Source organism: Photobacterium piscicola (assembly GCF_900166965.1).
GTDB classification, from domain to species: Bacteria; Pseudomonadota; Gammaproteobacteria; order Enterobacterales; family Vibrionaceae; genus Photobacterium; species Photobacterium piscicola.
On the sequence record NZ_FUZI01000017.1, the window covers coordinates 1 to 23,896 of the forward strand.

A 23,896-nucleotide genomic window follows, 5' to 3' on the forward strand; every position below is an offset into this window, starting at 1 on the left:
TGCACACATCAACATCGCCACTATACGCAATCTGTGCGTCTAACGATGTTGCTGCAAACATGATGAAAGGCGAAAGTGGTCTATCGCTAACTAACGAAGTTAACCGCGAAGCGATCATCTTCCGTCAAAACATGCGTCAACTATTCAACGATTACACCGCTGAAAACGATTGGTTCTTCAAGCCTTGGAACGCTGAAACTGTTACTGAAATGAATGGTGACAAGGTTAATTTCGAGAATGCTTCTGTTGAGTCTCTAATGACTATCCAACAGAACTGGAAATTGACTCCTGGCGACAAGTGGCACGGCTTTGACGAAATCGACAATGACTGGTGTATGCTTGATCCAATCAAAGTTAGCTTGCTAACTCCGGGTCTTGATGACAACGGTAACTTCCTAGAAACAGGTGTTCCAGCAGCACTTGTAACTGCATACCTAGGTCGTTTCGGTATCGTACCAACACGTACTACTGACTTCCAAGTAATGTTCCTATTCTCAATGGGTATTACTAAAGGTAAGCGTGACACCTTGATCAACACATTGTTGTCATTCAAGCGTCACTACGATGCCAACGCAGATATCGAAACATTACTGCCTGAGCTAGTTGCTTCTGCTCCTGAAGTTTACCGCGGTCTAGGTCTTAAAGATCTTGGTAACAGAATGTTTGAATACCTAGTACGTCACAACCCAAGCCAAGTACTGAACCACGCGTACTCAAGCCTTCCAGAAATGGAAGTGAAACCACGTACTGCTTACCAGTTCGTAGTGTCTGATGACGTTGAGTTAGTAGCTTCGGATAAACTTGTTGGCCGCGTTGCAGCGAACTCTGTTATTCCTTACCCACCAGGCATTCCAATGCTTATGGGTGGCGAAAACTTCGGTGACGATACAAGTCCTCAAATCCAGTACTTGAAAGCACTAGAAGCATGGGACGCTGAGTTCCCTGGTTTCGAACACGAAACTGAAGGCGCAGAAATCGAAGACGGTAAATACCACGTTCTTTGTATCAAAAAAGAAGCACTATAATCGCCTAATACGATAATGTGACTACCCTATCAAATCCCTCACTGGCAACAGCGGGGGATTTTTTTACGACTATCAAATGCGCAGGAAGTGCAGGAAGTGCAGGAAGTGCAGGAAGTGCAGGAAGTGCAGGAAGTGCAGGAAGTGCAGGAAGTGCAGGAAGTGCAGGAAGTGCAGGAAGTGCAGGATATTATTAGAAAAAACTTGAGTACTAGCAATGTATAGATATAAAAAATGCCGGCCTTAGCCAGCATTTTATTAGCGAGTAGCGTATCGAATTATAACGCGATAACGTTCGCTGCTTGTAGACCTTTTTGGCCTTGCTCAACGTCAAATGATACTTTCTGACCTTCAGCTAATGTTTTAAAGCCTTCAGAAACGATAGCACGAAAGTGAACGAATACGTCAGCGCCGCCATTGTCTTGAGTAATGAAACCAAAACCTTTCTCTTCGTTAAACCACTTAACAGTACCGATTGTTTTTGATAATGACATTGAATGTCCCTTAATTTGAATCTGAGTAAATTATCGCACACTGCAATAATCTGAAATGATAATATTCATATAAATCACTGTACTACCCTTATACTCATAACCATACCGAATTGTTATGAAGGTGTACCATACTTATATTGTTATTAAATAATGTCATTTGGCGAGATAAGACATTTAATTAAAATCATTTCTTAATTAAATCCCCTGGGGTATTAATAAGAAATGTAGAAATTACCAATTACTTTATTGCTACTATTTGTAATGTTACCTGCCGCTGTTTTTTCACAGTAACTAAATGATATATCAAGATTATCAACATTACCGTTAATAAGAACATGACGCTTTAATACATCACTGTTTAACTGATGGATATTGGCACTCCAAGTGCGTTGGTTTTTTACTAAATTAAAGTTTACTATCATTATTAACCTCTTGATTTTCATTTGTATTTACAGGGTTTTCTTGACGATTCTGTTGGAACCAAAATCGCTTACGGCCTAATGAACGAGACATAAGTATCCTTAGTTTTTTTACTAGCAGAAAAATATTCAGATGATAAAAGGCATCTAACATTATTCATGCTAATTAAGTATTTAAATTTTTATTTATAATAAAGTAACGAAGTAAATATGAACGTAACGACAAATACAGAAGCAGATGTTGGAAGTGTTTTATATTTCGATGATATTGTATAAATAATTTTTAAGTTAAAATGGGTGTTATTAAAAGTGACGCAAACGGTACTGCGACCATTTGCGTCGACTTAAAATATTATAAAGCTACAACGTTTGCAGCTTGAAGACCTTTTTGGCCTTGCTCTACTTCAAAAGACACTTTTTGGCCTTCAGCAAGAGTTTTGAAACCTTCAGATGCGATTGCACGGAAGTGAACGAATACGTCAGCGCCGCCATTATCTTGAGTAATGAAGCCGAAACCTTTCTCTTCGTTGAACCACTTAACGATACCAGTAGACATAATGTGTCCCTTAATTTTGATTAAAATTCATAAAAAATTAAACGCGAATAAATCACGATGCGCTGAAAGCTTGAATTATTGAATGTGACGATGAAGCTAAGGGAAACACTAAGGAATGCAACAATAACGAAGATATTCTGAGGGTTTTTCTTTTACTTGATGTTTTCATTAATAACTCTGAACAACAGAGCACCGACATTATTATGTGGTTAGCAATTATTGTAAAGATTTATTTTTTGATAATTATTGAAATAACAATTAACCACATGATATTACTTGGTAAATATTTAATCACTACCAAGCAATATCAATAAAAAAACACCACTTTGGATAAAATTTGAATCTTTTTCAGAACTCAACAGATAACATTGTCGCTTAAAAATTATGCATTTTGACCAGCAACATAACCTGAACTCCATGCCCATTGGAAGTTGTAACCACCCAACCAACCACTAACATCCATCACTTCACCAGCAAAAAACAGCCCTTTAATCCGCTTCGATTCCATGGTTTTTGATGATAATTCATCTGTATCAACGCCACCAAGGGTCACTTCAGCAGTGCGATAGCCTTCGGTGCCATTAGGTGCAATATTCCAGTGATGGAAATAGGTGGCTAACTGCTCAAACTCTTTATGATCAAGCTGCTTTAGCGGTTTATCTATAATGTCGCCACGAGTGATCAATACTTCAATTAAACGCTTAGGCAACAGACGAGATAACGTATTTTTTATACTTTGATTTGGATGCTGATCTCGTAATTGAAGTAACGTTTCAGCCAGATTAAGCGTTGGTAATAAATCAATACTTACCTTTTGTCCTGGCAACCAATACGAAGATATTTGTAGGACCACAGGGCCAGATAAGCCACGGTGAGTAAACAGTAAATTCTCTTTAAAGCTAGTTCCGTCTTCGGTCGTAATCACTGCAGGCACTGCGATACCCGATAGCTCTTCAAAAGCGTCTTTATCTTGCTTATGCAGTGTAAATGGCACTAATCCTGCTGTGGTTGGCACCATTTTTAAACCAAACTGTGCTGCAATTTGATAGCCAAATGGGGTCGCACCTAATTTAGGCATCGACAAGCCCCCTGTCGCCACCACCAGCGATTCACAGCTGATCGTTTCACCGTTAACATTCAAACTAAACCCAGTCTCTAATTGGGTAATCGCACTGATGTCAGTTTGGTAACGTAAACTGATATTAGGCATATCACATTCAGCCACCAACATTTTGACAATGTCTTTTGCGGAATCTAAGCAAAATAATTGCCCATGATCACGCTCTTCATAATCAATTTCATGCTGACAAACTAACCCAATAAAGTCCCATTGGCTGTATTGTGACAATGCTGATTTAACAAAATGGGGATTACGGCAAACATAATTATTAGCAGCAACATCATTATTGGTAAAATTACAGCGACCACCACCTGAAATTAAAATTTTACGACCAGGTTTTTTACCGTGATCTAGCACAAGCACTGAGCGTCCGCGCTTGCCTGCTGTAGCTGCGCACATTAAGCCGGCAGCACCTGCACCAATAATTACTACATCATATTTGTTCGCCATGGATTTCAATCAGCCTTTAATGTCACTAAATAAACGCAAAAAGGATGCTAACAGTTAGCATCCTTTTTCTATTGTTACGGCTATTTTACCTGCCTCTTAGCCCAATACCAACAGCTATCCCACCACAACGATTTATTCGATTAAAATCAAGCTTGTTGATGACAATCTATCGACGTTAATGCCGTCACCGCAGCGGTTGGCATATCTAAGGTCGTGGTTGGGAACGCAAAATCAGCCCCATGAGCATGAACAATCTCAACAATTTTAAGCATCACATCTTGCTGAACCGCTTTGTATTTGACCCAATCAACGGTTTTAGTAAAGGTGTACACCAAAATATTCAGTGACGATGGTCCGTAAGTGTCAAAACTCACAATCAAGGTTTGGCGTGTTTCAATATCGGCATGGTTTTGGAGCATTTTTTTTATATCATCAACCACCAGCCCCACAACCGCCGCATCGCAATAACGTAAACCAACACTTTGTTTAATACGACGGTTCTGCATTCGTGAGGCGTTTTCTACCACTACCGAGCTAAAAACTGAATTAGGGACGTACAACGGCCGTTTATCAAAAGTGCGAATCACCGTCATACGAAACCCTATTCGCTCAATCGTTCCTTCAATTTGGCGATCAGGACTGCGAATCCAATCGCCCACTTTAAAGGGACGATCAAAATAAATCATCATGCCACCAAAGAAATTCGCCAATAAATCTTTGGCTGCCATACCGACCACTAAACCACCGACACCACCAAAGGTCAGCAAACCCGACAAACTTAAACCGAAGTTTTGCATCACAATTAAGCTACTCAATACCATTACAATTAAGCGTAATATTTTTGAAATAGCGGTGACGGTAGTAGCATCTCGATGTGGGCGATTATCTAAAATGGTTTGTTCAATATTGGTGATCAATCGCATCAGAATCCAAATAAAGACCCCGACCAATAGTAAGTGGCGTAATAAAGCCAAGAAGCCACTTGAATAAGAAGTGATGTTATCAACCATAATGCCTAATGACATTAACCCAGGCCACACCCAAATACACAATGAAACAGGGGCTCGAACGGCATCAATTAACGCATCATCCCAAATAAAATGGGTTTTACTCGCTATGGTTGCTAATCGACGTGAAAGTAATAACCACCCGCACCATAATAATGTGCTTAACAGCAGCAACAAGCCGATGTTATACATCCAATTAACAGAGGCACCTTTTTCAAGTGATGACCACCAAACGACAAATTGATCCATAGCGACATTGTTCCGATACTAAATAGTAATAAGTGAAGTGACATTGATAAGCTATAACTATATCAAATGAATGATATAACACTGAATAAGGGTATCGCAAAGAAAGTGTCACTAGGAAAGTGACACCTAGGCAGAGAGCGCTCTTTTAAAGCCCGAGAAAGGCCACGGCAAAAATAGCCACAAAAAAGGTAATCATAAAGGTACTCGCCAAGATAAATAATTTACGAACTTTCATGCACTTAGCCATAAATAGCGGATCGTGATGTTTTTTATACTGTTGGCTACGAATGTAATGAAATAAGCGAATTTGTTTACTGACATTACCTTGTGACGAAAAAAAACCACGCCCGTCAACTTGCTGATATAACAACGGATCGCAGTCTCGCATCACGACTAACAAAGAACGTAATGTACTGATATATCGACAAGTGTTAACGGTTGCTACCAAAAAAATCGCAACCAAAAGTGCATCACCACTGATCATAGTTATCCCCTCTTAATGTCACGCACTTATAGGGATAAAAGGGGCGGTATTATCACGCCCCCTGAACCACTTTAAGCTTGTGAGTCCATGACTGATGTTGGTGCTGACTCGCCTTTAGCCATTGCAGCTAAATCTTTATCAATAAAGAATAGCGCTTTACCATCTTCACCAACTAATTCAATTTTATCTAAAATGCCTTTGAATAATTTCTCTTCTTCGTGCTGCTCTGACACATACCACTGTAAGAAATTAAACGTTGAATAATCTTGAGTAGAAAATGCAACGTGAGCTAATTCATTAATTTTTTTTGTGATAAGTTGTTCATGCTCATAAGTTTCACGAAATACATTACCAAGAGAAGCAAACTCATGCTTTGGTGCTTCAATGGTACCTAGAATCGGTAACGCACCGGTTTCACTCACATAAGTAAACAAACGTTGCATATGCTCCATCTCTTCAGCAGCATGTACACGTAAGAACGCAGCGGCACCTTCAAAACCTTTATCTTCACACCACGCACTCATTTGTAGGTATAAATTTGAAGAAAAGAACTCTAAATTAATTTGCTCGTTAAGATTTTCAACCATTGCCTTGGCTAACATTGCACTACTCCTGTTTGTTTAAGTGTAATCAAGACATTGTCACTGTGCATTGTTAAGAATGCAACAAATGAACAAAACGTCCTTAATAAAGGAACGACTATTAGTATAAACCACTAAAATAACAATAAAAACGGCTCAACGTTTACGAAAAATAATTAACCATTTCGTAATCTATAGATGCGATCTAATCGATATTTTTAAGTGTAGACCAGTGCTAACATAGACCATTATTATATGGTTATGGAAGATAAGTGATGGTTTATAAACATATTATCGCTGCTATCGATCTTTCTGAAGATAGCGTCTATCTCGTCAATAAAGCAGCTAAATTAGCGCAATCATTGAATGCTAAACTATCACTGGTTCACATCGATGTTGATTATGCTGATCTCTACACTGGCTTGATTGATATTAACTTAGCAGAAATGCACGAACGTGCTGAAAGCGATGCTCAAACTCGATTACATGAGCTTGCAAATAATGCGGGTTACCCTGTTGCTCACACCTTAGTGGGTAGCGGTGATTTAAGTGAAGAAATTTGTAGCACTATCAAAGATCTTAACGTTGATTTAGTCATTTGTGGTCATCATCAAGATTTCTGGAGTAAAATTTTATCATCGACTCGTCAACTTATTAGCCGCACTCCGGTTGATTTATTGATCGTACCGCTAAAATAACTCATCATAAATATAGCAGTCGTTGTTATAACGACTGCTACTCGTCGTCACGATAGCATACTGTCATTATCATATTCTTCATCGCACAATTTAGTTACACTGCTGTTATCCCCTCTCAATACACCCAGTTGCAACAATGAAATACTTATCATTAATAACCCTATTATGGGCATTTTCGTTTAGCTTAATTGGCGTTTATCTTGCTGGTCAAGTTGATGCTTGGTTCTCAGTTTTAACCCGCGTTTGTCTCGCTACACTCGTTTTTATACCGTTTTTACGTACTAAACATCTACACTCGAAGCTTGCCATCAAATTAATGGTCGTCGGCGCGTTTCAACTTGGGCTAATGTATTGCTTTTATTACCAATCGTTCTTGTATTTAACCGTCCCAGAAGTGCTACTGTTTACAATTTTCACCCCCATTTATGTCACTCTGATTTATGACGCATTACATAAACAATTTTCACCATGGTATTTACTGAGTGCGGTGATCGCAGTGATTGGGGCGGCGGTGATTAAATTTGAAGGGATTAACCAACACTTCATTATTGGTTTTTTCATTGTTCAAGGCGCAAACCTGTGCTTTGCGATTGGCCAAGTTGGCTATAAACGCATAATTGAACAAGAACAAACGGATATACCACAACATACCGTGTTTGGCTGGTTTTATTTAGGCGCGGTATGTGTCGCTGTGCCAATGTATTTATTGTTTGGTAATAGTGCCAAATTACCCACAACATCATTACAGTGGGGAATTTTAACCTACCTCGGTGTGATTGCTTCTGGACTGGGATATTTCATTTGGAACAAAGGCGCGACAATGGTCAATGCTGGCGCATTAGCGATCATGAATAATGCTTTAGTGCCTGCCGGTTTAATCGTTAACTTGGTGATTTGGAACCATGATGTCGACTATCCACGACTCATTATTGGTGGCGGGATTATTCTATTATCACTGTGGTTTAATGAAACATGGGTTAAACAAAAAGTTGCTACCCAACGCGCATTAGCTCTCAAAAAATAGTCACAAAAAAGGCGCGATTATCGCGCCTTTCTCATACGATTGATGCGTTAAATAAATGCAAAAGCGTCGGCAAACATATGCTCCCGTAACGCACCTTTTTCTGTACAGAAACGTTCACGCGCGGCACCTGCCATTTCAAAACGACCACACACATAAATATCATAGGCAGATAAGCTTACAAAATCGTCGGCAACTGCGTCCAATACATTACCAATTTTACCCTGCCAACCTTCAGGCGCTGTTTCTACAACAGGTACATAGCTAATATTGGCATATTGCTTTGCCAGTGCTTGCATTTCATCATTAGCATACAGCTGACACACATCTCGCCCCCCCCAATAAACAAAGATTGGCTGAGTTAAACCACGGCTAATACAGTTATCCACCATACTGCGAATATAAGAAAAACCAGTGCCACCTGCGATCATCAACAATGGACGTTGACTTTCATGACGTAACCAAGCTTCGCCATGCGCTGCTTCAATCGTCACAGGTTGGTGAGCCGTTAATGCATTCTTCATCGTCTCAACCACTTCTAGTGCATAAGCATTATGTTCAGCAGCACCAATATGAAGCTCAAGCTCACCTTGACGACAAGGGCTACTAGCAATCGAGAACGGGCGTTTATCTTGTTCTCCCATTACTGCTAATAAGTATTGCCCTGCTTTGAAATCGAGGGCTTGTAATGGCGTTAATAAAATACGGTATGTATTACATGCCAACGGTTCAACTGACTTTACTTCACATTGGATAGACATGGTTTTCCTCTAGTCTAACGATAACACCAAGTCGCTTTCCACTCTCGCAAGACAAGCAAAGATCCAGCCTTGTGCCTGCTCTTGTGGCGTTAACATCGGCTCAAGCTCATAGCTTATTTGACCTTGTTGTTTACGACACATACACATAGCACAAGCACCCACTTGGCAGCGATTAGGAAAAGCGATGCCTGCGTTGAGCGCTGCTTGTAATACGGTTTGCTGCGCATCGGCAGTAAACGTAATGTTATTGGGCAACAGGCGTACTTGGTACATAAAAAATTCTCAATTCAATGACAGGTATTATCATTGAAACATAAAAACATCAGGCGCCTGATTGTTACTCAAGCCCATTGTTAGCGGTTAGTTATTGATCGCTAATTGCGCCCACATTGCATCGACTTGTGCCACAATTTGAGGATCCTTAATAATCGGAGTACCCCATTCTCGTTGGGTTTCAGCGCCAATTTTATTGGTAGCATCAAAACCGATCTTTGAACAACGCTCTGTGGTCGCAGCAGTTAATACCGTATCACGACTTGGATCCATACGGGTTGTAACCGCCCAAATAACATCATTCCAATCGCGCACATTGACATCACCATCACAGATAATCACAAATTTGGCATCGGTGAATTGATTCAAAAAGGCCGAGACTGCGCTCATAACCTGTAGACCTTCACCCACAACGGTTTTATTAATACTCACGATTGCCATGCTGTGATCAGCCGCTTGTGGCGGTAAATAACAATCGATGATCGCAGGAAATTGCTGACGTAAGGCGAGTAATCCAGCCTCAATATCATACTCAGCAGACTTTAATCCGACCGATGTTGCTGCGGTATTCGCTAACTCTGCAGGCCATTTAATGGTGGCATCAATCCCCATTTTTGAGCCTAAGCCCACCACTGGCGACGCAAAATCCAATGAATCAATTGGCGTATTATCAATCAGTAATGTATCTCGAACCGGATCCATACGCGTGGTCATCGCATTGATCACACTCTGCCAATCGCGCGCATTAACATCATCATCACACACAATCACAAATTTAGTGTACATAAACTGACGTAAAAACGACCACACTCCCATCATCACTCGTTTAGCGTGGCCAGGGTATTGCTTCTTCATTGTCACCACCGCCATGCGATAAGAACACCCTTCTGGCGGCAAATAGAAATCAACAATCTCAGGAAATTGTTTATGCAAAATAGGCACAAACACTTCGTTTAATGCTACGCCAAGCACCGCAGGTTCATCCGGTGGACGACCGGTATAGGTACTGTGATAAATCGGATCGTTACGCATCGTAATATGAGTAATAGTGAACACATGGTGGCGCTCAACCTCATTGTAATAACCGGTATGATCGCCGTAAGGTCCTTCATCGGCATATTCTTCAGGGTCGATATAGCCTTCCATCACGATTTCTGCACTGGCAGGTACTTGTAGATCATTACTGATACTTTTAACCACCTCAGTGCGACTACCGCGTAATAAACCGGCAAATGCGTACTCAGACAGTGTATCAGGCACAGGCGTTACAGCCCCTAATACCGTGGCGGGATCGGCGCCAAAAGCAACCGTTACTGGAAATTTCTCACCCGGATGGGCTTCGCACCACTCACGCATATCTAGTGCGCCACCACGGTGAGCAAGCCAGCGCATAATCACTTTATTTTTGGCTATTTTTTGTTGACGATAAATACCCAGATTTTGGCGTTTTTTATTAGGACCACGGGTAATGGTTAAACCCCATGTTAGTAACGGTGCAACATCACCAGCCCAGCAACTCATGACGGGGATTTTATCGAGATCAACCTCGTCATCTTGCCAAATAATTTGTTGGCAAGGCGCTTTACGAAGTACTTTGGTCGGCATATTAAGCACTTGCTTAAATACCGGAATTTTATTGATTGCATCCCGCAAGCCATGCGGTGGCTCAGGTTCTTTTAAATACGCCAGCCATTCTCCAACTTCGCGTAATTGCTTAACATTGTCACGCCCCATTCCCATTGCAACGCGTTCAGGCGTACCAAACAAGTTTGCCAGTACCGGCATGTCGTAACCTACAGGATTTTCAAACAACAATGCCGGACCACCAGCACGCAGAGTACGATCGCAAATCTCCGTCATTTCCTGATTAGGATCGACAGGATGTTGAATGCGTTGTAATTGCCCTTGTTGCTCTAAATAGGCAATAAAGTCACGTAGATCCTTGTATTTCATAGCGACTACCTGTAGCTAAACTAAGTCAAATGGACATTACTGCCATTGACCTAATGAGAATGATTTTTGCTAGTATAACCAGTTGTGCAGCGGAAAACACCCGCCGCTCCAAAAAAGAAAATACCCGTTTAAATTCTGTGGGTTAACCAAAACAAGCTAACCTTATAGTTTGAATTTTAGCCAAAAAAAAACGCCACATGAAAGTGACGTTTTTAATTCAATAACCGCTTAAATTACTTATGATTTTTGACGGCGCATTGCGTCAAAGAACTCTTCATTTGTTTTGGTCATTGATAGTTTGTCGATCAAGAATTCCATACTATCTGTTTCACTCATTGGGTGAACAATTTTACGCAGGATCCACATTTTCTGTAGTTCATCAGCTTTCGCCAATAATTCTTCACGACGGGTACCTGAACGATTGATATCAATCGCAGGGAAAACACGTTTCTCAGCAATCTTGCGAGAAAGGTGAAGTTCCATGTTACCTGTACCTTTAAATTCTTCGTAAATAACTTCATCCATCTTAGAGCCAGTATCCACTAGCGCTGTTGCGATGATAGTTAAGCTACCGCCTTCTTCTACGTTACGTGCCGCACCAAAGAAACGCTTAGGACGGTGAAGGGCGTTGGCATCTACACCACCAGTTAATACTTTACCTGAAGAAGGTATAACGGTGTTGTAAGCACGTGCTAGACGTGTAATTGAGTCAAGAAGGATAACCACATCTTTCTTATGCTCAACTAAGCGTTTTGCTTTTTCAATAACCATTTCTGCCACTTGTACGTGACGAGATGCTGGTTCATCAAATGTTGATGCAATAACTTCGCCTTTAACAAGACGTTGCATCTCAGTTACTTCTTCCGGACGCTCATCAATTAGTAATACCATCAACACACACTCAGGGTGGTTGTAAGAAATACTTTGAGCGATATTTTGCAGCAACATTGTTTTACCCGCTTTTGGCGGAGCAACAATCAGGCCTCGTTGGCCTTTACCGATAGGAGAAGCTAAATCTAGAACACGCGCTGTAATATCTTCTGTTGAGCCATTACCACGTTCCATACGCATACGATCGTTGGCATGAAGTGGAGTAAGGTTTTCAAAAAGGATTTTATTGCGGGCGTTGTCTGGTTTGTCGTAGTTTACTTCGTTTACTTTTAGTAGTGCGAAGTAACGTTCACCGTCTTTTGGTGGACGAATCTTTCCGGCAATGGTATCGCCAGTACGAAGGTTAAAACGACGAATTTGGCTTGGTGATACATAAATATCATCAGGGCCTGCAAGGTAAGAACTGTCTGCGCTACGCAGAAAGCCGAAGCCGTCTTGCAAAATCTCTAGAACACCGTCGCCAAAAATATCCTCACCACTTTTAGCATGTTGCTTAAGAATGGAGAAGATGATGTCCTGCTTACGTAGGCGGGCCAGGTTTTCCAATCCTAAACTTTCGCTAAGTGATACCAACTTAGGGATAGGTTGGCTCTTGAGTTCTGTAAGATTCATAGTGGTGGGTTTCTTGTCTGTCAAAATCGGGGTTCTATATTAGTTGAGATAAGGATGACCAATAGGGCCTGGTCAAGAAATGAACGGAAATGTAATTTCTGTGCGTTACGTTAACACTAAACGTTCTATCAGTCTAGCATAGTCGCTAGACAAACCATGCACAACTTAGAAATTGTGCATGGCTCGCAATTATGTCACTTATAAGTTCGCGTCTAGGAACTCTTTCAGCTGCGTTTTTGACAACGCGCCGACTTTAGTTGCAGCTACTGCACCATCTTTGAACAGTAATAACGTTGGAATACCGCGAATACCAAATTTTGGCGGTGTCGCCGCATTTTGGTCGATATTTAATTTACCAATCGTTAATTTACCTTCGTATTCATCAGCGATTTCGTCAAGAATAGGGGCAATCATTTTACAAGGTCCACACCATTCAGCCCAGAAATCAACCAGTACCGGGCCCGCAGCATTGACAACATCAGTATCAAAACTTTCATCGGTAAGCTGCACAATCTTATCGCTCATCTTCCACTCCAACAGTGATTTTGTTAGCTGATATTGAATTAACCAGCAAATCGTTATCCTATTTGAATGGAATACGTTTCGTATTGCAACCCTAAGCTGATATTCTATAGCAATGAAGACGACACATATCACAGAGCAGAAATTTGCCGAACTAGGGTTAAACCCCCTAGTACTAAAAGGATTGGAAGAGAAAGGGTTTCATAATTGTACCCCGATCCAGGCCTTGGCATTGCCAGTTGTGCTCACTGGCCATGATATCGCGGGACAGGCTCAAACAGGTACGGGTAAGACCCTTGCCTTTCTGACCGCTACTTTTAACCATCTATTGGAGACACCTGCACCAGCAGAGCGTAAAACCAACCAACCGCGAGCGATCATTATGGCGCCAACGCGAGAGTTGGCGATCCAAATTTTCAATGATGCTTCATCGTTACTAGCAAGTACTGGCCTTAAAGCTGGCCTTGCTTACGGTGGTGAACCTTATGAAAAACAAAAACAAGTGTTTGACGAAGGCGTTGATATTTTAATCGGTACTTGCGGCCGTATTATCGACTTCTATAAGCAACGCGTTATCGACCTTGCCAGCATTCAAGTGGTGGTATTGGATGAAGCCGATCGTATGTTCGATTTAGGTTTTATTAAAGATATCCGTTTCTTGTTCCGTCGTATGCCAGAGCCGAAAGCGCGTTTAAACATGTTGTTCTCAGCAACGTTATCATACCGTGTTAAAGAACTTGCATTTGAGCACATGAACAGCCCAGAAAGTGTTGTGGTTGAACCTGAACAAAAAACAGGTCACCGCATTAAAGAAGAGTTATTCTATCCATCAAACCAAGAAAAAATGCGTTTATTACAAACGTTAATTGAAGAAGAATGGCCTGATCGTGCGATTATTTTCGCCAACACTAAGCATCGTTGTGAAGATGTTTGGGGACATTTAGCGGCTGATGGTCATCGAGTAGGTCTACTTAATGGTGATGTACCACAGAAAAAACGTGAGCGTATTCTAGAAGAATTCACCAAAGGTGATATTGATATCCTCGTTGCAACGGATGTCGCTGCTCGTGGTCTACATATTCCGATGGTTACCCACGTATTTAACTTTGATCTTCCTGATGACGCAGAAGACTATGTTCACCGTATTGGTCGTACAGGTCGAGCGGGTGAAAGTGGTCATTCAATCAGCTTTGCCTGTGAAGAATACGCGATTAACCTACCTGCGATTGAGACTTACATTGAGCATGGTATTCCACAATCAAAGTATGACTCTGACGCGCTTTTAGATGATTTACCTGCGCCGATTCGTCTACAACGTACACCTCGTCAAGGTGGCCGTCGTAATAACCAGCGTCAAGGTCAAGGGCAACCTCGTCAGCGTAATAATCGCCGCCGTCCGCCACAAAACAAACCAGCATAAAATAAGTTAAAGTATCTCTATGGAAAGAAATTCAGTATCACCGCTTTATGCAGCAATTGATTTAGGCTCGAACAGCTTTCATATGTGGGTTGTTCGCGAAGTCAATGGCAGTGTTCAAACACTGGCTAAAATTAAACGAAAAGTACGTTTAGCTGCAGGTTTGAATAATCAAAACGAACTCAGCCAAGAAGCCATTCAACGGGGTCTTGACTGTTTGGCCATTTTTGCCGAACGTTTACAGGATATCAAACCTGATCATATTCGCATTGTCGGCACTGCCGCCTTGCGTACAGCGGTCAATGCTAACGAATTTCTTTCCCAAGCTCACAGTATACTTGGGTATCCTGTCAGTGTGATTGCTGGTGAAGAAGAAGCTCGTATTATCTATCAAGGGGTAGCACATACCTCTGGAGGCAGCGATAAACGCCTGGTGGTCGATATTGGCGGAGCCAGTACCGAAGTCATTATTGGTGAAGGTTTTGATGCCAGTGCACTCACAAGCTTAAAAATTGGTTGTGTTACTTGGCTAGAGCGCTACTTTAAAGATCGCTACCTAACCTCAGTTAACTTTGATGCTGCCATTAACGGCGCAAAAGAAGCGATTGAAACCATTATTGAGCGTTACACTCACCAAGGTTGGGAAACCTGTGTTGGCGCGAGTGGTACAGTGCAAGCACTGCAAGAAATAATGCTAGCACAAGGCATGGATGAAATTATTACCCTGCCTAAGCTGAAACGCCTTCAGCGCCAAGCAATGCAATATGAACGTTTAGAAGACCTTGATATTGAAGGTTTAACATTAGAACGCGCACTGGTTTTTCCAAGTGGACTATCAATCCTAATTGCGCTATTTGAATCATTACAAATTGAATCAATGACCCTTGCTGGCGGTGCGCTACGTGAAGGATTGGTTTATGAAATGATGGATCAAATGCGTCACCATGATGTGTGCTCACGTACAATTAGTAGCATGCAGCAACGGTTTCAATTAGATCATACCCATGCTGATAATGTTAGTAATATGGCATTGGCGTTATTAGCTCAATGTCCTGGCTGGCAATTAGAGCCACCTGCTGAAAATTTACTTCAGGCAGCGGCTAAATTACATGAGATTGGCGCAAGCATTGAATTTAAAAAAAGTGGGGAACATGCGGCTTACTTAATTAAGCACATGGATTTACCTGGCTTTACTCGTGCCCAAAAAAATCTCATAGCTGAACTATTGCGCCGCCATAACGGTCCATTAACCAGCTTACCAGAGCAACATGCGTTATCGGCACCCAGTGCAGCCCGTTTGCTACGCTTACTACGACTAGCGATTATTTTATGCCATCGCCGCGATCAAACTTGTTTACCTCCCTTTAGCTTACGCATGGAAGATAACAAATTGACGTTATTATTATCGGCGAAATGGTTGATCAATAATCCCTTAACCCGTAGTGAACTAACCCAAGAAGCCACCCGCCAAACTGATATGGGCTGGCCAATGGTGGTAACGGCGCAAGACTAATAACACCTAATAATTAAGTTAAGTGGACCATCCTCTTAACGCTATGATCAAAAAAGGCTCCCCAAGGAGCCTTTTTTATTAGCTATCGCTTCGTGATAAGCAAATCTTAGCCAGTAATACCACTGTGGCGTAACATTGCATCTAATTGTGGTTCACGGCCACGGAAGCGCTTAAATAGCTCCATCGGCTCTTCACTGCCACCTTTTTCTAAGATACAGGTGAGGAAATCACTGCCTGTTTGAGTATTAAAAATACCTTCTTCTTCAAAACGAGAAAACGCATCAGCCGACAATAACTCTGCCCATAAGTAACTGTAATAACCCGCACTATAGCCACCTGCAAAAATATGACTAAAACTATGAGGGAATCGACCCCATTCAGGGCTTGGCACAACAGACACTTTATCTTTAACTTCAAATAACGTTGCTAACACTTGAGCGCCAGTTTCAGGATCATAGTTAGTATACAAACTGAAATCGAACAGACCAAATTCAAGCTGACGTAAAATAAACATCGCTGATTGGAAGTTCTTCGCTGCTAACATTTTATCAAGCATTACTTTTGGTAATGGCTCACCCGTCTCATAATGACCTGAAATAAAGGCTAACGCTTCTTCCTGCCAGCACCAATTTTCAAGGAATTGACTTGGTAATTCAACTGCATCCCATGGCACACCATTAATACCTGACACCGCAGCCACATCAATTTGAGTCAGCATATGGTGAATACCGTGACCCGTTTCATGGAACAAGGTTGTGACTTCGTTATGAGTAAATAGTGCCGGTTGATCGCCCACAGGACGATTAAAGTTACACGTTAAATAAGCCACCGGTGTTTGCAAACTACCATCGATGCGAGTGCGACGGACCATGCACTCATCCATCCATGCACCACCACGTTTATGTTCACGGGCATATAAATCTAAATAGAAGCTACCACGCAACGTGCCTTGAGCATCAAAGATGTCATAGAAGGTCACCGATTCATGCCACACTTCTACCCCATGACGTTGTTTTATTTCAAGCCCAAACACACGGTTTAGCACTTCAAATAACCCTGCCACCACTTTTTGCTCAGGGAAATATGGGCGTAATTCTTCATCAGAAATACTGTAACGATGTTGTTTTAATTTTTCAGAATAAAAGGCAAAATCCCACGGTTCTAATTGCTCAATACCAAATTCATCACGCGCATAATCACGTAACTCAGCCACTTCACGCTCACCTTGTGGCTTAGCGCGATCAGCTAAATCGTTTAAAAAGCCCAGCACTTGATCCGTCGATTGTGCCATCTTGGTTGCCAATGATTTCTCACCGTAACTACTAAAGCCCAATAAACGTGCCATTTCATGACTTAATTTTAGTTTTTCAGCAATGATGTCAGTATTATCAAACTCACCTGCATTTGGACCTTGATCAGACGCGCGCGTACTAAATGCTTGATACATTTCAGCACGTAACTCACGATTATTACAGTACGTCATCACCGGTAAATATGACGGAATATCAAGCGTAAATAGATAGCCTTGCTCATCTTTCGCTTGTGCATTTGCTTGTGCTGCTTGCAATGCTGATGCTGGTAAACCTTGTAATTGATCAACATCAGTAATCACTTTGCTCCACGCCATAGTGGCATCGAGTACATTATTACTAAAGGTTGAGGCTAATTCAGACAAACGCTTACTGATCTCACCAAAGCGTTGTTGTTGCTCGGCAGGTAACCCAATACCTGACAGCTCAAAGGCTTTAAGGGCATCTGTCACTGCTTTTTGTTGAGCTTGACTTAAATTAGCGAAATCATCACTGGCTCGAATCATCTTATATGCATCATAAAGGCCTTTATGCTGTCCAACCCACGTCGCATAATCAGATAATAACGGCAGGCAACTTTCATATGCTTGGCGCAATTCAGGGCTATTTTTAACCCCATTAAGATGCCCTACTGGTGACCAAATACGCCCAAGGCGATCATCTAACTCAGCTAATGGGCGACAAATCGTTTCCCATGTTGGCATTTGAAATTGAGACAGTACGGCTTCAACGTTATTTCGACAATCAGTGATCGCTTGTTCAACCGCAGGTTTAATGTGCTCAGGTTTAATATGAGCAAATGGAGGCAAATCAGTCATCGTCAACAATGGGTTAGACATACGTTTTTCCTTTATTTTTATCTTATTATTAACATGCGCCCGCAATAGATAAATTTCAATCCTTTGCTTGGTTTAGGGTCTAAAAATGCAGAAATAGCGCATTTCCTTAATTTAGATAGTAGCAAAGGTTGGCACCATGGTTGGATATTGCTGAATAATTGACGATAATAGTCACTAGCATCCCTGCTTTAGATACCGATAGAGACTAATTTCATGCTGAGTTATCGCCACAGCTTTCACGCTGGCAACCACGCAGATGTGGTTAAACACATTGTTCAAAGCTTAATTCTGGATGCACTCAAGCAGAAAGATAAACCGTTCGTGTATCACGATACTCACTCAGGTGTTGGTCGCTATGATCTTCAAGATGAGCGCAGCGAAAAAACCGGTGAGTTTAAGCAAGGTATCGCTCGAATTTGGTCACGCAATGATATTCCTACTGAAATTGGCGCCTATATTGATGCCATTAAAGCCATTAATGACACTGACGAATTACGTTATTACCCTGGTTCCCCCAAAGTTGCTCGCGCTCAAATTCGCGACCAAGACCGCATGGTATTAACCGAGTTACACCCAAGCGATTTCCCATTATTGTTACAAGAATTTCGCGGTGATCGTCGCGTTAAAATGTATCAAGAAGATGCTTTTGCTCGTCTAAAAGCGAGTTTACCGCCTAAAGAACGTCGCGGGGTGGTGTTGATTGATCCCCCTTATGAGCTCAAGCATGAATACCAAGATGTGGTGAAAGCGATCAAACACAGCCACCAACGTTGGGCAACAGGCACCTATGCTATTTGGTACCCTGTGGTTTATCGTGAAACTATTGATCGCATGATTAATGGTTTGAAAGACTTAAATATTCGTAATATTCTTCAAATTGAGCTGGGTGTAGAACCTGACACAGAAGAACGCGGAATGACAGCTTCAGGCATGATTGTGATTAACCCGCCATGGAAATTAGCCAGTCAAATGGAGCAAATACTGCCATGGTTACAACAAGCCATTGCACCCAATCATGGTCATCATAAAATCGAATGGATCGTGCCTGAGTAAATTACACTGATAATACTTTGCCTAAAAAACAGCTGCATTGCGGTGTAGCTGTTACATTCCCCACGTGACAATCATCATTTTCGATGGTAAAACATTATACTAATCGATTTTTCCGATTTTAAATCCTCGTCACTCAGCCCAATCTTGATTACACTAGGTGACAGTGAATATTCATAACATCTATTGGAGTAAAGTCATGGCGAAGCATTTTGATTACATCTGTATCGGTGGTGGTAGCGGCGGTATTGCATCAGCAAACCGCGCTGCAATGTATGGTGCTAAGGTTGCAATAATTGAAGCAAAAGCCCTTGGTGGCACCTGCGTTAACGTCGGTTGTGTACCCAAAAAAGTAATGTGGCACGGCGCTCAAATCGCTGAAGCGATCCACCTTTACGCTAAAGACTATGGCTTTAATGTTGATGTGAAAGATTTCAACTGGGCTAAACTGGTTGAAAACCGCGAAGCTTACATCAGCCGCATTCATACTTCATATGACAATGTACTTGGTAATAATAACGTTGAAGTCATCAATGGCTTTGCGACCTTTGTTGATGCTAAAACTATTGCTGTTAACGGTGAACATTACACTGCCGATCATATTTTAATTGCGGTCGGTGGTGAACCAACAATTCCTAATGTACCTGGCGCAGAACACGGTATTGACTCAAACGGTTTCTTTGAACTAACAGCACAACCAAAACGTACTGCAATTGTAGGTGCGGGTTATATCGCAGTTGAGATCGCGGGCGTATTAAGTGCACTCGGCACAGATACCCATCTGTTCGTTCGTAAAGAATCACCACTACGTAGCTTTGATCCAATGATTGTTGATACTTTAGTGGAAGTAATGGCAGCTGAAGGTCCAACCCTTCACACCCATTCAATTCCTAAAGAAGTGGTAAAAGAGGCCGATGGTTCTATCACACTTCATTTTGAAGACGGTAAATCACATAACACCGATTTACTGATTTGGGCGATTGGTCGTCACCCAACCACAGACAAAATCAACCTTCAAGCTGCAGGTGTTGAAACCAACACTCGTGGTTACATCAAAGTTGATCAATACCAACAAACCAATATTGACGGTATTTACTGTGTTGGCGACATCATGGAAGGCGGTATCGAACTAACCCCAATTGCAGTTAAAGCAGGTCGTCAATTATCTGAGCGTTTGTTTAATAACAAGCCAGAAGCCAAGATGGACTACAAACTGGTACCAACAGTGGTATTTAGCCACCCACCAATTGGTACTATTGGTCTAACAACTCAAGAAGCAATTGATCAATACGGTGAAGACAACGTCAAAGTCTACCAATCAGGCTTTACTGCAATGTACACCGCGGTCACAACCCACCGTCAGCCATGTAAAATGAAATTAGTGTGTGCGGGTGATGATGAAAAAGTTGTTGGCCTACATGGTATTGGTTATACCGTTGATGAAATGATTCAAGGCTTTGGTGTTGCAATTAAGATGGGCGCAACTAAAGCTGATTTCGATAGTGTTGTTGCTATCCACCCAACAGGTTCGGAAGAATTTGTTACGATGAGATAGTCAGATCTCTGACAGTATTAAAAAGGTCGAATTATCGGCCTTTTTATTTTTTACTCATAATACAATTATGCTTATGTTAACTAAAATAAGCATAACAATTAATTTTATAGCATCACCATATTCTTTTTTAATTATTATCCGTCCTTAAAAAGGTCACACCGTTTAAAATATAATTAATTTATTGTTATTTAAAATTATTGATATATATAATGCATACACCCAACAATAGATGGCACTAATAAGCATCACGATGCATTACATAAAAAGATAACAATGAAAAAAATATATTCCTTTTTTATAATTATATTACTAAGCGCTTTATTATCATTATTAATTAGCCATATAACAATTAGATATATAGAACGGAAACAAATAAATAACATCATACAACTATTAGATAACGTTATCTATAAGCCTCAATTGCACATTGAACATGAAAGTAACTTAGAGTTAAATAGCAAAGAACAAAACCAACGTTTTCTAGAAGAAATTGAAATAAAATATCCAGAGATAATGGATATTGCCTACATTTATAATGACAAATATCATTATAATAATAGTGGCATTAATAACCCAGTTCCTGAATATATAAAAAAAATGATCCATAATAATGTTGGGGTTAAGTTATTTGATGACCCTTATAATAAAACCAAAACTAATTATATTTTTAAGTTTGGTTCTGGGTATTATATAATAAACTTCTATTCTAAATTATTAAAAAATTTAAGCCATAATATATTAACTAATTTTTTAGTTATTGACTCAAACTCAATAATACCTAACGGACTTTTATATTATAGTTTGACACATAATGCCAAACATCTACACTCTATTATTATTAGTGGCTTAACCATTAAAAAACTATTAATGGTTTTATCTTTCAATTTCATTATATCTTTATTATTAGTAAATATTATATCATCCCTATTATTATCATATTTTGATAGTAACAAAGTGTTATATCGAAGACTAAAAAAAGCAGCTAACAACAGTGAATTTATACCTTACTTTCAATCTATCTATTCAACCAAGCAACAAAAATTCGTTTCAGCTGAAATCCTATGCCGTTGGAATTATAATGGCATAATTGTTCCGCCCGCTGAGTTCATCACTAATTTAGAAAAAACCAATGATATAAAGAACATTACGTTAAATTTAATAAGAGAAGCATTTAACACACTAAATAAAGCCAATATAAATAAAGATTTCATGCTAAGCTTTAATTTTACTGTATCAATGCTTCTTGATGACAAATTTATGCGAAAAGTTATTACTTTAATTAAAAAGAACCCAAATATAAAAAATAAAATAATAATAGAACTAACAGAAAGCGAAAATAGTTTTATTTATTTGGATGAAATTAATATTGTAATGAAAAAATTAAAAAAAGAATCCATATTATTATCAATTGATGACGTTGGCACTGGATATTCAAATTTACTTACCATTCAAGAATTACCTTTTGACATAATGAAAATAGACAAATATTTCATTTCAGATAAATTTGCAGTATCAAAAAGTAATATGCTTGAGACACTAGCAACATTAGGTAATTCGTTGAATCTTACTATCGTTGCTGAAGGTATTGAAACAGAATCAGAATTAAATAAAATAAAAAAATTCAATATTCACTTATGCCAAGGATTTTATTTTTCTACTCCATGTGATTCAAAAACATTTATATCAAGAACAAAGTCTGAGCCACATTTATACCAATAGTGAGATTGTATTAAATTAACCTTTTCAAAAAACACCTTTTTATAAAAACACCGCTCAAAAGCGGTGTTTTTTATCTATACTAAGGATTGCATCTTAATGATGATGATGTCCATCATTATGGCTATGACCACAACTACAGCTTGGTGCGATAACAGTTTGAATAGGGGTTAAGGTGATTTGTTGTAGTAATTCTTCTGTGCTAACCGTATTCAATAAATGCATATTTTCAGCATTGACAGCCATTGGATCTTCAATCTCACGTTGAATGCTCATCACTTCAATTATTTGTTGAGTAACCGCTTCAGGTAATAATAATTCACGGATCACTTTAAGCTCATTATTACTAGTATCTAACGCCATCATCGATAAGGCTAATGTTGATGTGGTTGGCTGTTGAAAATATTCATTTGGAATCGCTGCAGCATTAAATTGAATATCAAACGCAAGTTCAGCCAACTTAAATACCACCAAGCAACCACCATTTTCAGTTTTCATTAAACCAAATTCTGCGGTAGCTTCTGCCATCATTTGTTGCTCTTCAGCTGTAATGCCAGTTAAACCAATAAAAACGATATTACTCATATCATTACGGAACATCTCAATCACTGCGCCATCACCAGCAACAAACGGGTGTTCATCAATGATCTGACCTACATGAAATTGCTGATTTGAATGTGCTGCCATGGTGTACCTCATCGTTATTTTAGCTCAATCATTTCAGTCTATACGAAATTAACAAGCCGTTATAATATGATCTTATTTTAACCATTACCTTCTGATTAACAATACTATGAAAATCAAAAACACTGTTACCAAATAGTAATGGTTAAACATCGATGTCCATCTAAACAACCCCTAACAACATATCAGGGGTTAAATTTATACTGTTTTTATTGTGCCGGAGCAAAATCAGCTGCTGCAGGACGATGTGCAGTATAAATAGCTTCACCGTCACTTTCAGCATCAAAGATAACCGTAACATCAGGGCTAAATAAAATAACATCGCCAACTTCAGCAACATATTTAGTACCAACTTCATCACGAACCACAATCTTACCTTTGGTGATCACCTTGTACTCAACAGAATCGTAAAAGTATTCAAATTCAACCCCTGGAGACATGGTGAAATGACCCATCGTTAATGCGTTGCTGTTCGTGGTTACAGCAACCTCTGCCATATCACTTTTTAAGCCTTCAACTTCAAGTAACTTACTGAGATAATTTAATTTAAAAGAGCCTGATTTAATCAGTGTAATACCGGGCTTCGTTGTTAATGTTGTCATGGGTAGTGCCTTATTTTTATAGTAAGACCAAAGTCAATGCAGTGATCTTATTGAGTACAGGTAGTCGATTTATTATTGGATTTGAGTGTCACAAAAA

The 23,896-nt window shown here is 40.1% G+C and carries 24 protein-coding genes; 9 read left to right on the top strand and 15 right to left on the bottom strand.

What is annotated here, in order from left to right; all coding sequences use genetic code 11:
• Together CZ809_RS19895 and CZ809_RS21215 are read left to right on the top strand one after the other, a co-directional pair.
• On the top strand, positions 1-1,025 hold a 1,025-nt coding region (locus CZ809_RS19895), incomplete at its 5' end, for an Orn/Lys/Arg family decarboxylase (protein WP_503121335.1).
• A gap of 17 nt (positions 1,026-1,042) precedes the next feature.
• Positions 1,043-1,219, top strand: a complete 177-nt coding sequence (locus CZ809_RS21215) for a hypothetical protein (protein ID WP_210434305.1) — start codon at positions 1,043-1,045, stop codon at positions 1,217-1,219.
• 81 nt (positions 1,220-1,300) lie between these two features.
• Here CZ809_RS21215 and cspE (CZ809_RS19900) read toward each other — a convergent pair whose 3' ends face one another.
• The 7 genes from cspE (CZ809_RS19900) to ftnA all read right to left on the bottom strand — a co-directional run bounded on the left by cspE (CZ809_RS19900) (position 1,301) and on the right by ftnA (position 6,403).
• Positions 1,301-1,516, bottom strand: coding sequence for a transcription antiterminator/RNA stability regulator CspE (gene cspE / locus CZ809_RS19900; protein ID WP_080159262.1), 216 nt, complete (start codon positions 1,514-1,516; stop codon positions 1,301-1,303).
• A 212-nt stretch (positions 1,517-1,728) separates the two neighbouring features.
• The gene (locus CZ809_RS19905) at positions 1,729-1,938 is read right to left on the bottom strand and encodes a hypothetical protein (protein WP_080159263.1); all 210 of its coding nucleotides are present in this window, start codon (positions 1,936-1,938) and stop codon (positions 1,729-1,731) included.
• 349 nt (positions 1,939-2,287) lie between these two features.
• The gene (gene cspE / locus CZ809_RS19910; protein ID WP_005372118.1) at positions 2,288-2,491 is read right to left on the bottom strand and encodes a transcription antiterminator/RNA stability regulator CspE; all 204 of its coding nucleotides are present in this window, start codon (positions 2,489-2,491) and stop codon (positions 2,288-2,290) included.
• A 382-nt stretch (positions 2,492-2,873) separates the two neighbouring features.
• Entirely contained in the window at positions 2,874-4,061 is a 1,188-nt protein-coding gene (locus CZ809_RS19915) for a BaiN/RdsA family NAD(P)/FAD-dependent oxidoreductase (protein ID WP_080159264.1), read from the bottom strand.
• A 146-nt stretch (positions 4,062-4,207) separates the two neighbouring features.
• Positions 4,208-5,317, bottom strand: a complete 1,110-nt coding sequence (locus tag CZ809_RS19920; protein ID WP_080159265.1) for a mechanosensitive ion channel family protein — start codon at positions 5,315-5,317, stop codon at positions 4,208-4,210.
• 145 nt (positions 5,318-5,462) lie between these two features.
• Positions 5,463-5,801, bottom strand: coding sequence for a universal stress protein UspB (gene uspB, locus CZ809_RS19925; RefSeq protein WP_210434306.1), 339 nt, complete (start codon positions 5,799-5,801; stop codon positions 5,463-5,465).
• A gap of 71 nt (positions 5,802-5,872) precedes the next feature.
• Positions 5,873-6,403: a non-heme ferritin gene (gene ftnA / locus CZ809_RS19930; RefSeq protein WP_080159266.1), complete on the bottom strand. Its 531-nt coding sequence runs from the start codon at positions 6,401-6,403 to the stop codon at positions 5,873-5,875.
• Between the two features lie 254 nt (positions 6,404-6,657).
• Here ftnA and CZ809_RS19935 point away from each other — a divergent pair, with 254 nt between their 5' ends.
• Positions 6,658-7,080: a universal stress protein gene (locus CZ809_RS19935; RefSeq protein ID WP_080159267.1), complete on the top strand. Its 423-nt coding sequence runs from the start codon at positions 6,658-6,660 to the stop codon at positions 7,078-7,080.
• A gap of 136 nt (positions 7,081-7,216) precedes the next feature.
• Positions 7,217-8,104: a carboxylate/amino acid/amine transporter gene (locus tag CZ809_RS19940; protein WP_080159268.1), complete on the top strand. Its 888-nt coding sequence runs from the start codon at positions 7,217-7,219 to the stop codon at positions 8,102-8,104.
• A 47-nt stretch (positions 8,105-8,151) separates the two neighbouring features.
• Here the strand turns inward: CZ809_RS19940 and fre are convergent, their stop codons facing one another.
• From fre to trxA, 5 genes are all read right to left on the bottom strand, one after another.
• A complete protein-coding gene (gene fre / locus CZ809_RS19945; protein ID WP_080159269.1) occupies positions 8,152-8,862 on the bottom strand; it encodes an NAD(P)H-flavin reductase in 711 nt (236 codons plus the stop codon).
• 9 nt (positions 8,863-8,871) lie between these two features.
• Complete coding sequence (locus CZ809_RS19950) at positions 8,872-9,135, bottom strand: 2Fe-2S iron-sulfur cluster-binding protein (protein WP_080159270.1); 264 nt, start codon at positions 9,133-9,135, stop codon at positions 8,872-8,874.
• An 87-nt stretch (positions 9,136-9,222) separates the two neighbouring features.
• A complete protein-coding gene (gene ubiD, locus CZ809_RS19955) occupies positions 9,223-11,088 on the bottom strand; it encodes a 4-hydroxy-3-polyprenylbenzoate decarboxylase (protein WP_080159271.1) in 1,866 nt (621 codons plus the stop codon).
• A 237-nt stretch (positions 11,089-11,325) separates the two neighbouring features.
• Entirely contained in the window at positions 11,326-12,591 is a 1,266-nt protein-coding gene (gene rho / locus CZ809_RS19960) for a transcription termination factor Rho (RefSeq protein WP_080159272.1), read from the bottom strand.
• Between the two features lie 198 nt (positions 12,592-12,789).
• Positions 12,790-13,116, bottom strand: a complete 327-nt coding sequence (gene trxA, locus CZ809_RS19965; protein ID WP_036789189.1) for a thioredoxin TrxA — start codon at positions 13,114-13,116, stop codon at positions 12,790-12,792.
• Positions 13,117-13,228: 112 nt separating this feature from the next.
• On the opposite strand from trxA, the gene rhlB reads away from it, so the two are divergent.
• Positions 13,229-14,533, top strand: a complete 1,305-nt coding sequence (gene rhlB / locus CZ809_RS19970; protein ID WP_080159273.1) for an ATP-dependent RNA helicase RhlB — start codon at positions 13,229-13,231, stop codon at positions 14,531-14,533.
• A gap of 19 nt (positions 14,534-14,552) precedes the next feature.
• Positions 14,553-16,043 carry a guanosine-5'-triphosphate,3'-diphosphate diphosphatase gene (gene gppA / locus CZ809_RS19975; protein WP_080159274.1) on the top strand — a complete coding sequence of 497 codons (1,491 nt, stop codon included), beginning with the start codon at positions 14,553-14,555 and terminating at the stop codon, positions 16,041-16,043.
• A 106-nt stretch (positions 16,044-16,149) separates the two neighbouring features.
• On the opposite strand, the gene prlC is transcribed toward gppA, so the two are convergent.
• Complete coding sequence (gene prlC, locus CZ809_RS19980) at positions 16,150-18,192, bottom strand: oligopeptidase A (protein WP_080159275.1); 2,043 nt, start codon at positions 18,190-18,192, stop codon at positions 16,150-16,152.
• A gap of 213 nt (positions 18,193-18,405) precedes the next feature.
• On the opposite strand from prlC, the gene CZ809_RS19985 reads away from it, so the two are divergent.
• The 3 genes from CZ809_RS19985 (at position 18,406) to CZ809_RS19995 (ending at position 22,516) form a co-directional block, all read left to right on the top strand.
• Positions 18,406-19,245 carry a 23S rRNA (adenine(2030)-N(6))-methyltransferase RlmJ gene (locus CZ809_RS19985; protein WP_080159276.1) on the top strand — a complete coding sequence of 280 codons (840 nt, stop codon included), beginning with the start codon at positions 18,406-18,408 and terminating at the stop codon, positions 19,243-19,245.
• Positions 19,246-19,441: 196 nt separating this feature from the next.
• Complete coding sequence (gene gorA, locus CZ809_RS19990) at positions 19,442-20,797, top strand: glutathione-disulfide reductase (protein WP_080159277.1); 1,356 nt, start codon at positions 19,442-19,444, stop codon at positions 20,795-20,797.
• A 273-nt stretch (positions 20,798-21,070) separates the two neighbouring features.
• Entirely contained in the window at positions 21,071-22,516 is a 1,446-nt protein-coding gene (locus tag CZ809_RS19995; protein ID WP_080159278.1) for an EAL domain-containing protein, read from the top strand.
• Positions 22,517-22,609: 93 nt separating this feature from the next.
• Here CZ809_RS19995 and CZ809_RS20000 read toward each other — a convergent pair whose 3' ends face one another.
• The gene (locus CZ809_RS20000; protein WP_080159279.1) at positions 22,610-23,200 is read right to left on the bottom strand and encodes a hypothetical protein; all 591 of its coding nucleotides are present in this window, start codon (positions 23,198-23,200) and stop codon (positions 22,610-22,612) included.
• A gap of 206 nt (positions 23,201-23,406) precedes the next feature.
• Complete coding sequence (locus CZ809_RS20005) at positions 23,407-23,799, bottom strand: hypothetical protein (protein ID WP_080159280.1); 393 nt, start codon at positions 23,797-23,799, stop codon at positions 23,407-23,409.
• Between the last annotated feature and the right edge of the window lie 97 nt (positions 23,800-23,896).

Excerpts from the sequence above, each read along its gene's own strand:
- cspE (WP_080159262.1), bottom strand. The coding sequence starts at position 1,516 with ATGTCATTATCAAAAACAATCGGTACTGTTAAGTGGTTTAACGAAGAG.
- CZ809_RS19905 (WP_080159263.1), bottom strand. The coding sequence starts at position 1,938 with ATGATAGTAAACTTTAATTTAGTAAAAAACCAACGCACTTGGAGTGCC.
- cspE (WP_005372118.1), bottom strand. The coding sequence starts at position 2,491 with ATGTCTACTGGTATCGTTAAGTGGTTCAACGAAGAGAAAGGTTTCGGC.
- CZ809_RS19915 (WP_080159264.1), bottom strand. The coding sequence starts at position 4,061 with ATGGCGAACAAATATGATGTAGTAATTATTGGTGCAGGTGCTGCCGGC.
- CZ809_RS19920 (WP_080159265.1), bottom strand. The coding sequence starts at position 5,317 with ATGGATCAATTTGTCGTTTGGTGGTCATCACTTGAAAAAGGTGCCTCT.
- uspB (WP_210434306.1), bottom strand. The coding sequence starts at position 5,801 with ATGATCAGTGGTGATGCACTTTTGGTTGCGATTTTTTTGGTAGCAACC.
- ftnA (WP_080159266.1), bottom strand. The coding sequence starts at position 6,403 with ATGTTAGCCAAGGCAATGGTTGAAAATCTTAACGAGCAAATTAATTTA.
- CZ809_RS19935 (WP_080159267.1), top strand. The coding sequence starts at position 6,658 with ATGGTTTATAAACATATTATCGCTGCTATCGATCTTTCTGAAGATAGC.
- CZ809_RS19940 (WP_080159268.1), top strand. The coding sequence starts at position 7,217 with ATGAAATACTTATCATTAATAACCCTATTATGGGCATTTTCGTTTAGC.
- fre (WP_080159269.1), bottom strand. The coding sequence starts at position 8,862 with ATGTCTATCCAATGTGAAGTAAAGTCAGTTGAACCGTTGGCATGTAAT.
- CZ809_RS19950 (WP_080159270.1), bottom strand. The coding sequence starts at position 9,135 with ATGTACCAAGTACGCCTGTTGCCCAATAACATTACGTTTACTGCCGAT.
- ubiD (WP_080159271.1), bottom strand. The coding sequence starts at position 11,088 with ATGAAATACAAGGATCTACGTGACTTTATTGCCTATTTAGAGCAACAA.
- rho (WP_080159272.1), bottom strand. The coding sequence starts at position 12,591 with ATGAATCTTACAGAACTCAAGAGCCAACCTATCCCTAAGTTGGTATCA.
- trxA (WP_036789189.1), bottom strand. The coding sequence starts at position 13,116 with ATGAGCGATAAGATTGTGCAGCTTACCGATGAAAGTTTTGATACTGAT.
- rhlB (WP_080159273.1), top strand. The coding sequence starts at position 13,229 with ATGAAGACGACACATATCACAGAGCAGAAATTTGCCGAACTAGGGTTA.
- gppA (WP_080159274.1), top strand. The coding sequence starts at position 14,553 with ATGGAAAGAAATTCAGTATCACCGCTTTATGCAGCAATTGATTTAGGC.
- prlC (WP_080159275.1), bottom strand. The coding sequence starts at position 18,192 with ATGTCTAACCCATTGTTGACGATGACTGATTTGCCTCCATTTGCTCAT.
- CZ809_RS19985 (WP_080159276.1), top strand. The coding sequence starts at position 18,406 with ATGCTGAGTTATCGCCACAGCTTTCACGCTGGCAACCACGCAGATGTG.
- gorA (WP_080159277.1), top strand. The coding sequence starts at position 19,442 with ATGGCGAAGCATTTTGATTACATCTGTATCGGTGGTGGTAGCGGCGGT.
- CZ809_RS19995 (WP_080159278.1), top strand. The coding sequence starts at position 21,071 with ATGAAAAAAATATATTCCTTTTTTATAATTATATTACTAAGCGCTTTA.
- CZ809_RS20000 (WP_080159279.1), bottom strand. The coding sequence starts at position 23,200 with ATGGCAGCACATTCAAATCAGCAATTTCATGTAGGTCAGATCATTGAT.
- CZ809_RS20005 (WP_080159280.1), bottom strand. The coding sequence starts at position 23,799 with ATGACAACATTAACAACGAAGCCCGGTATTACACTGATTAAATCAGGC.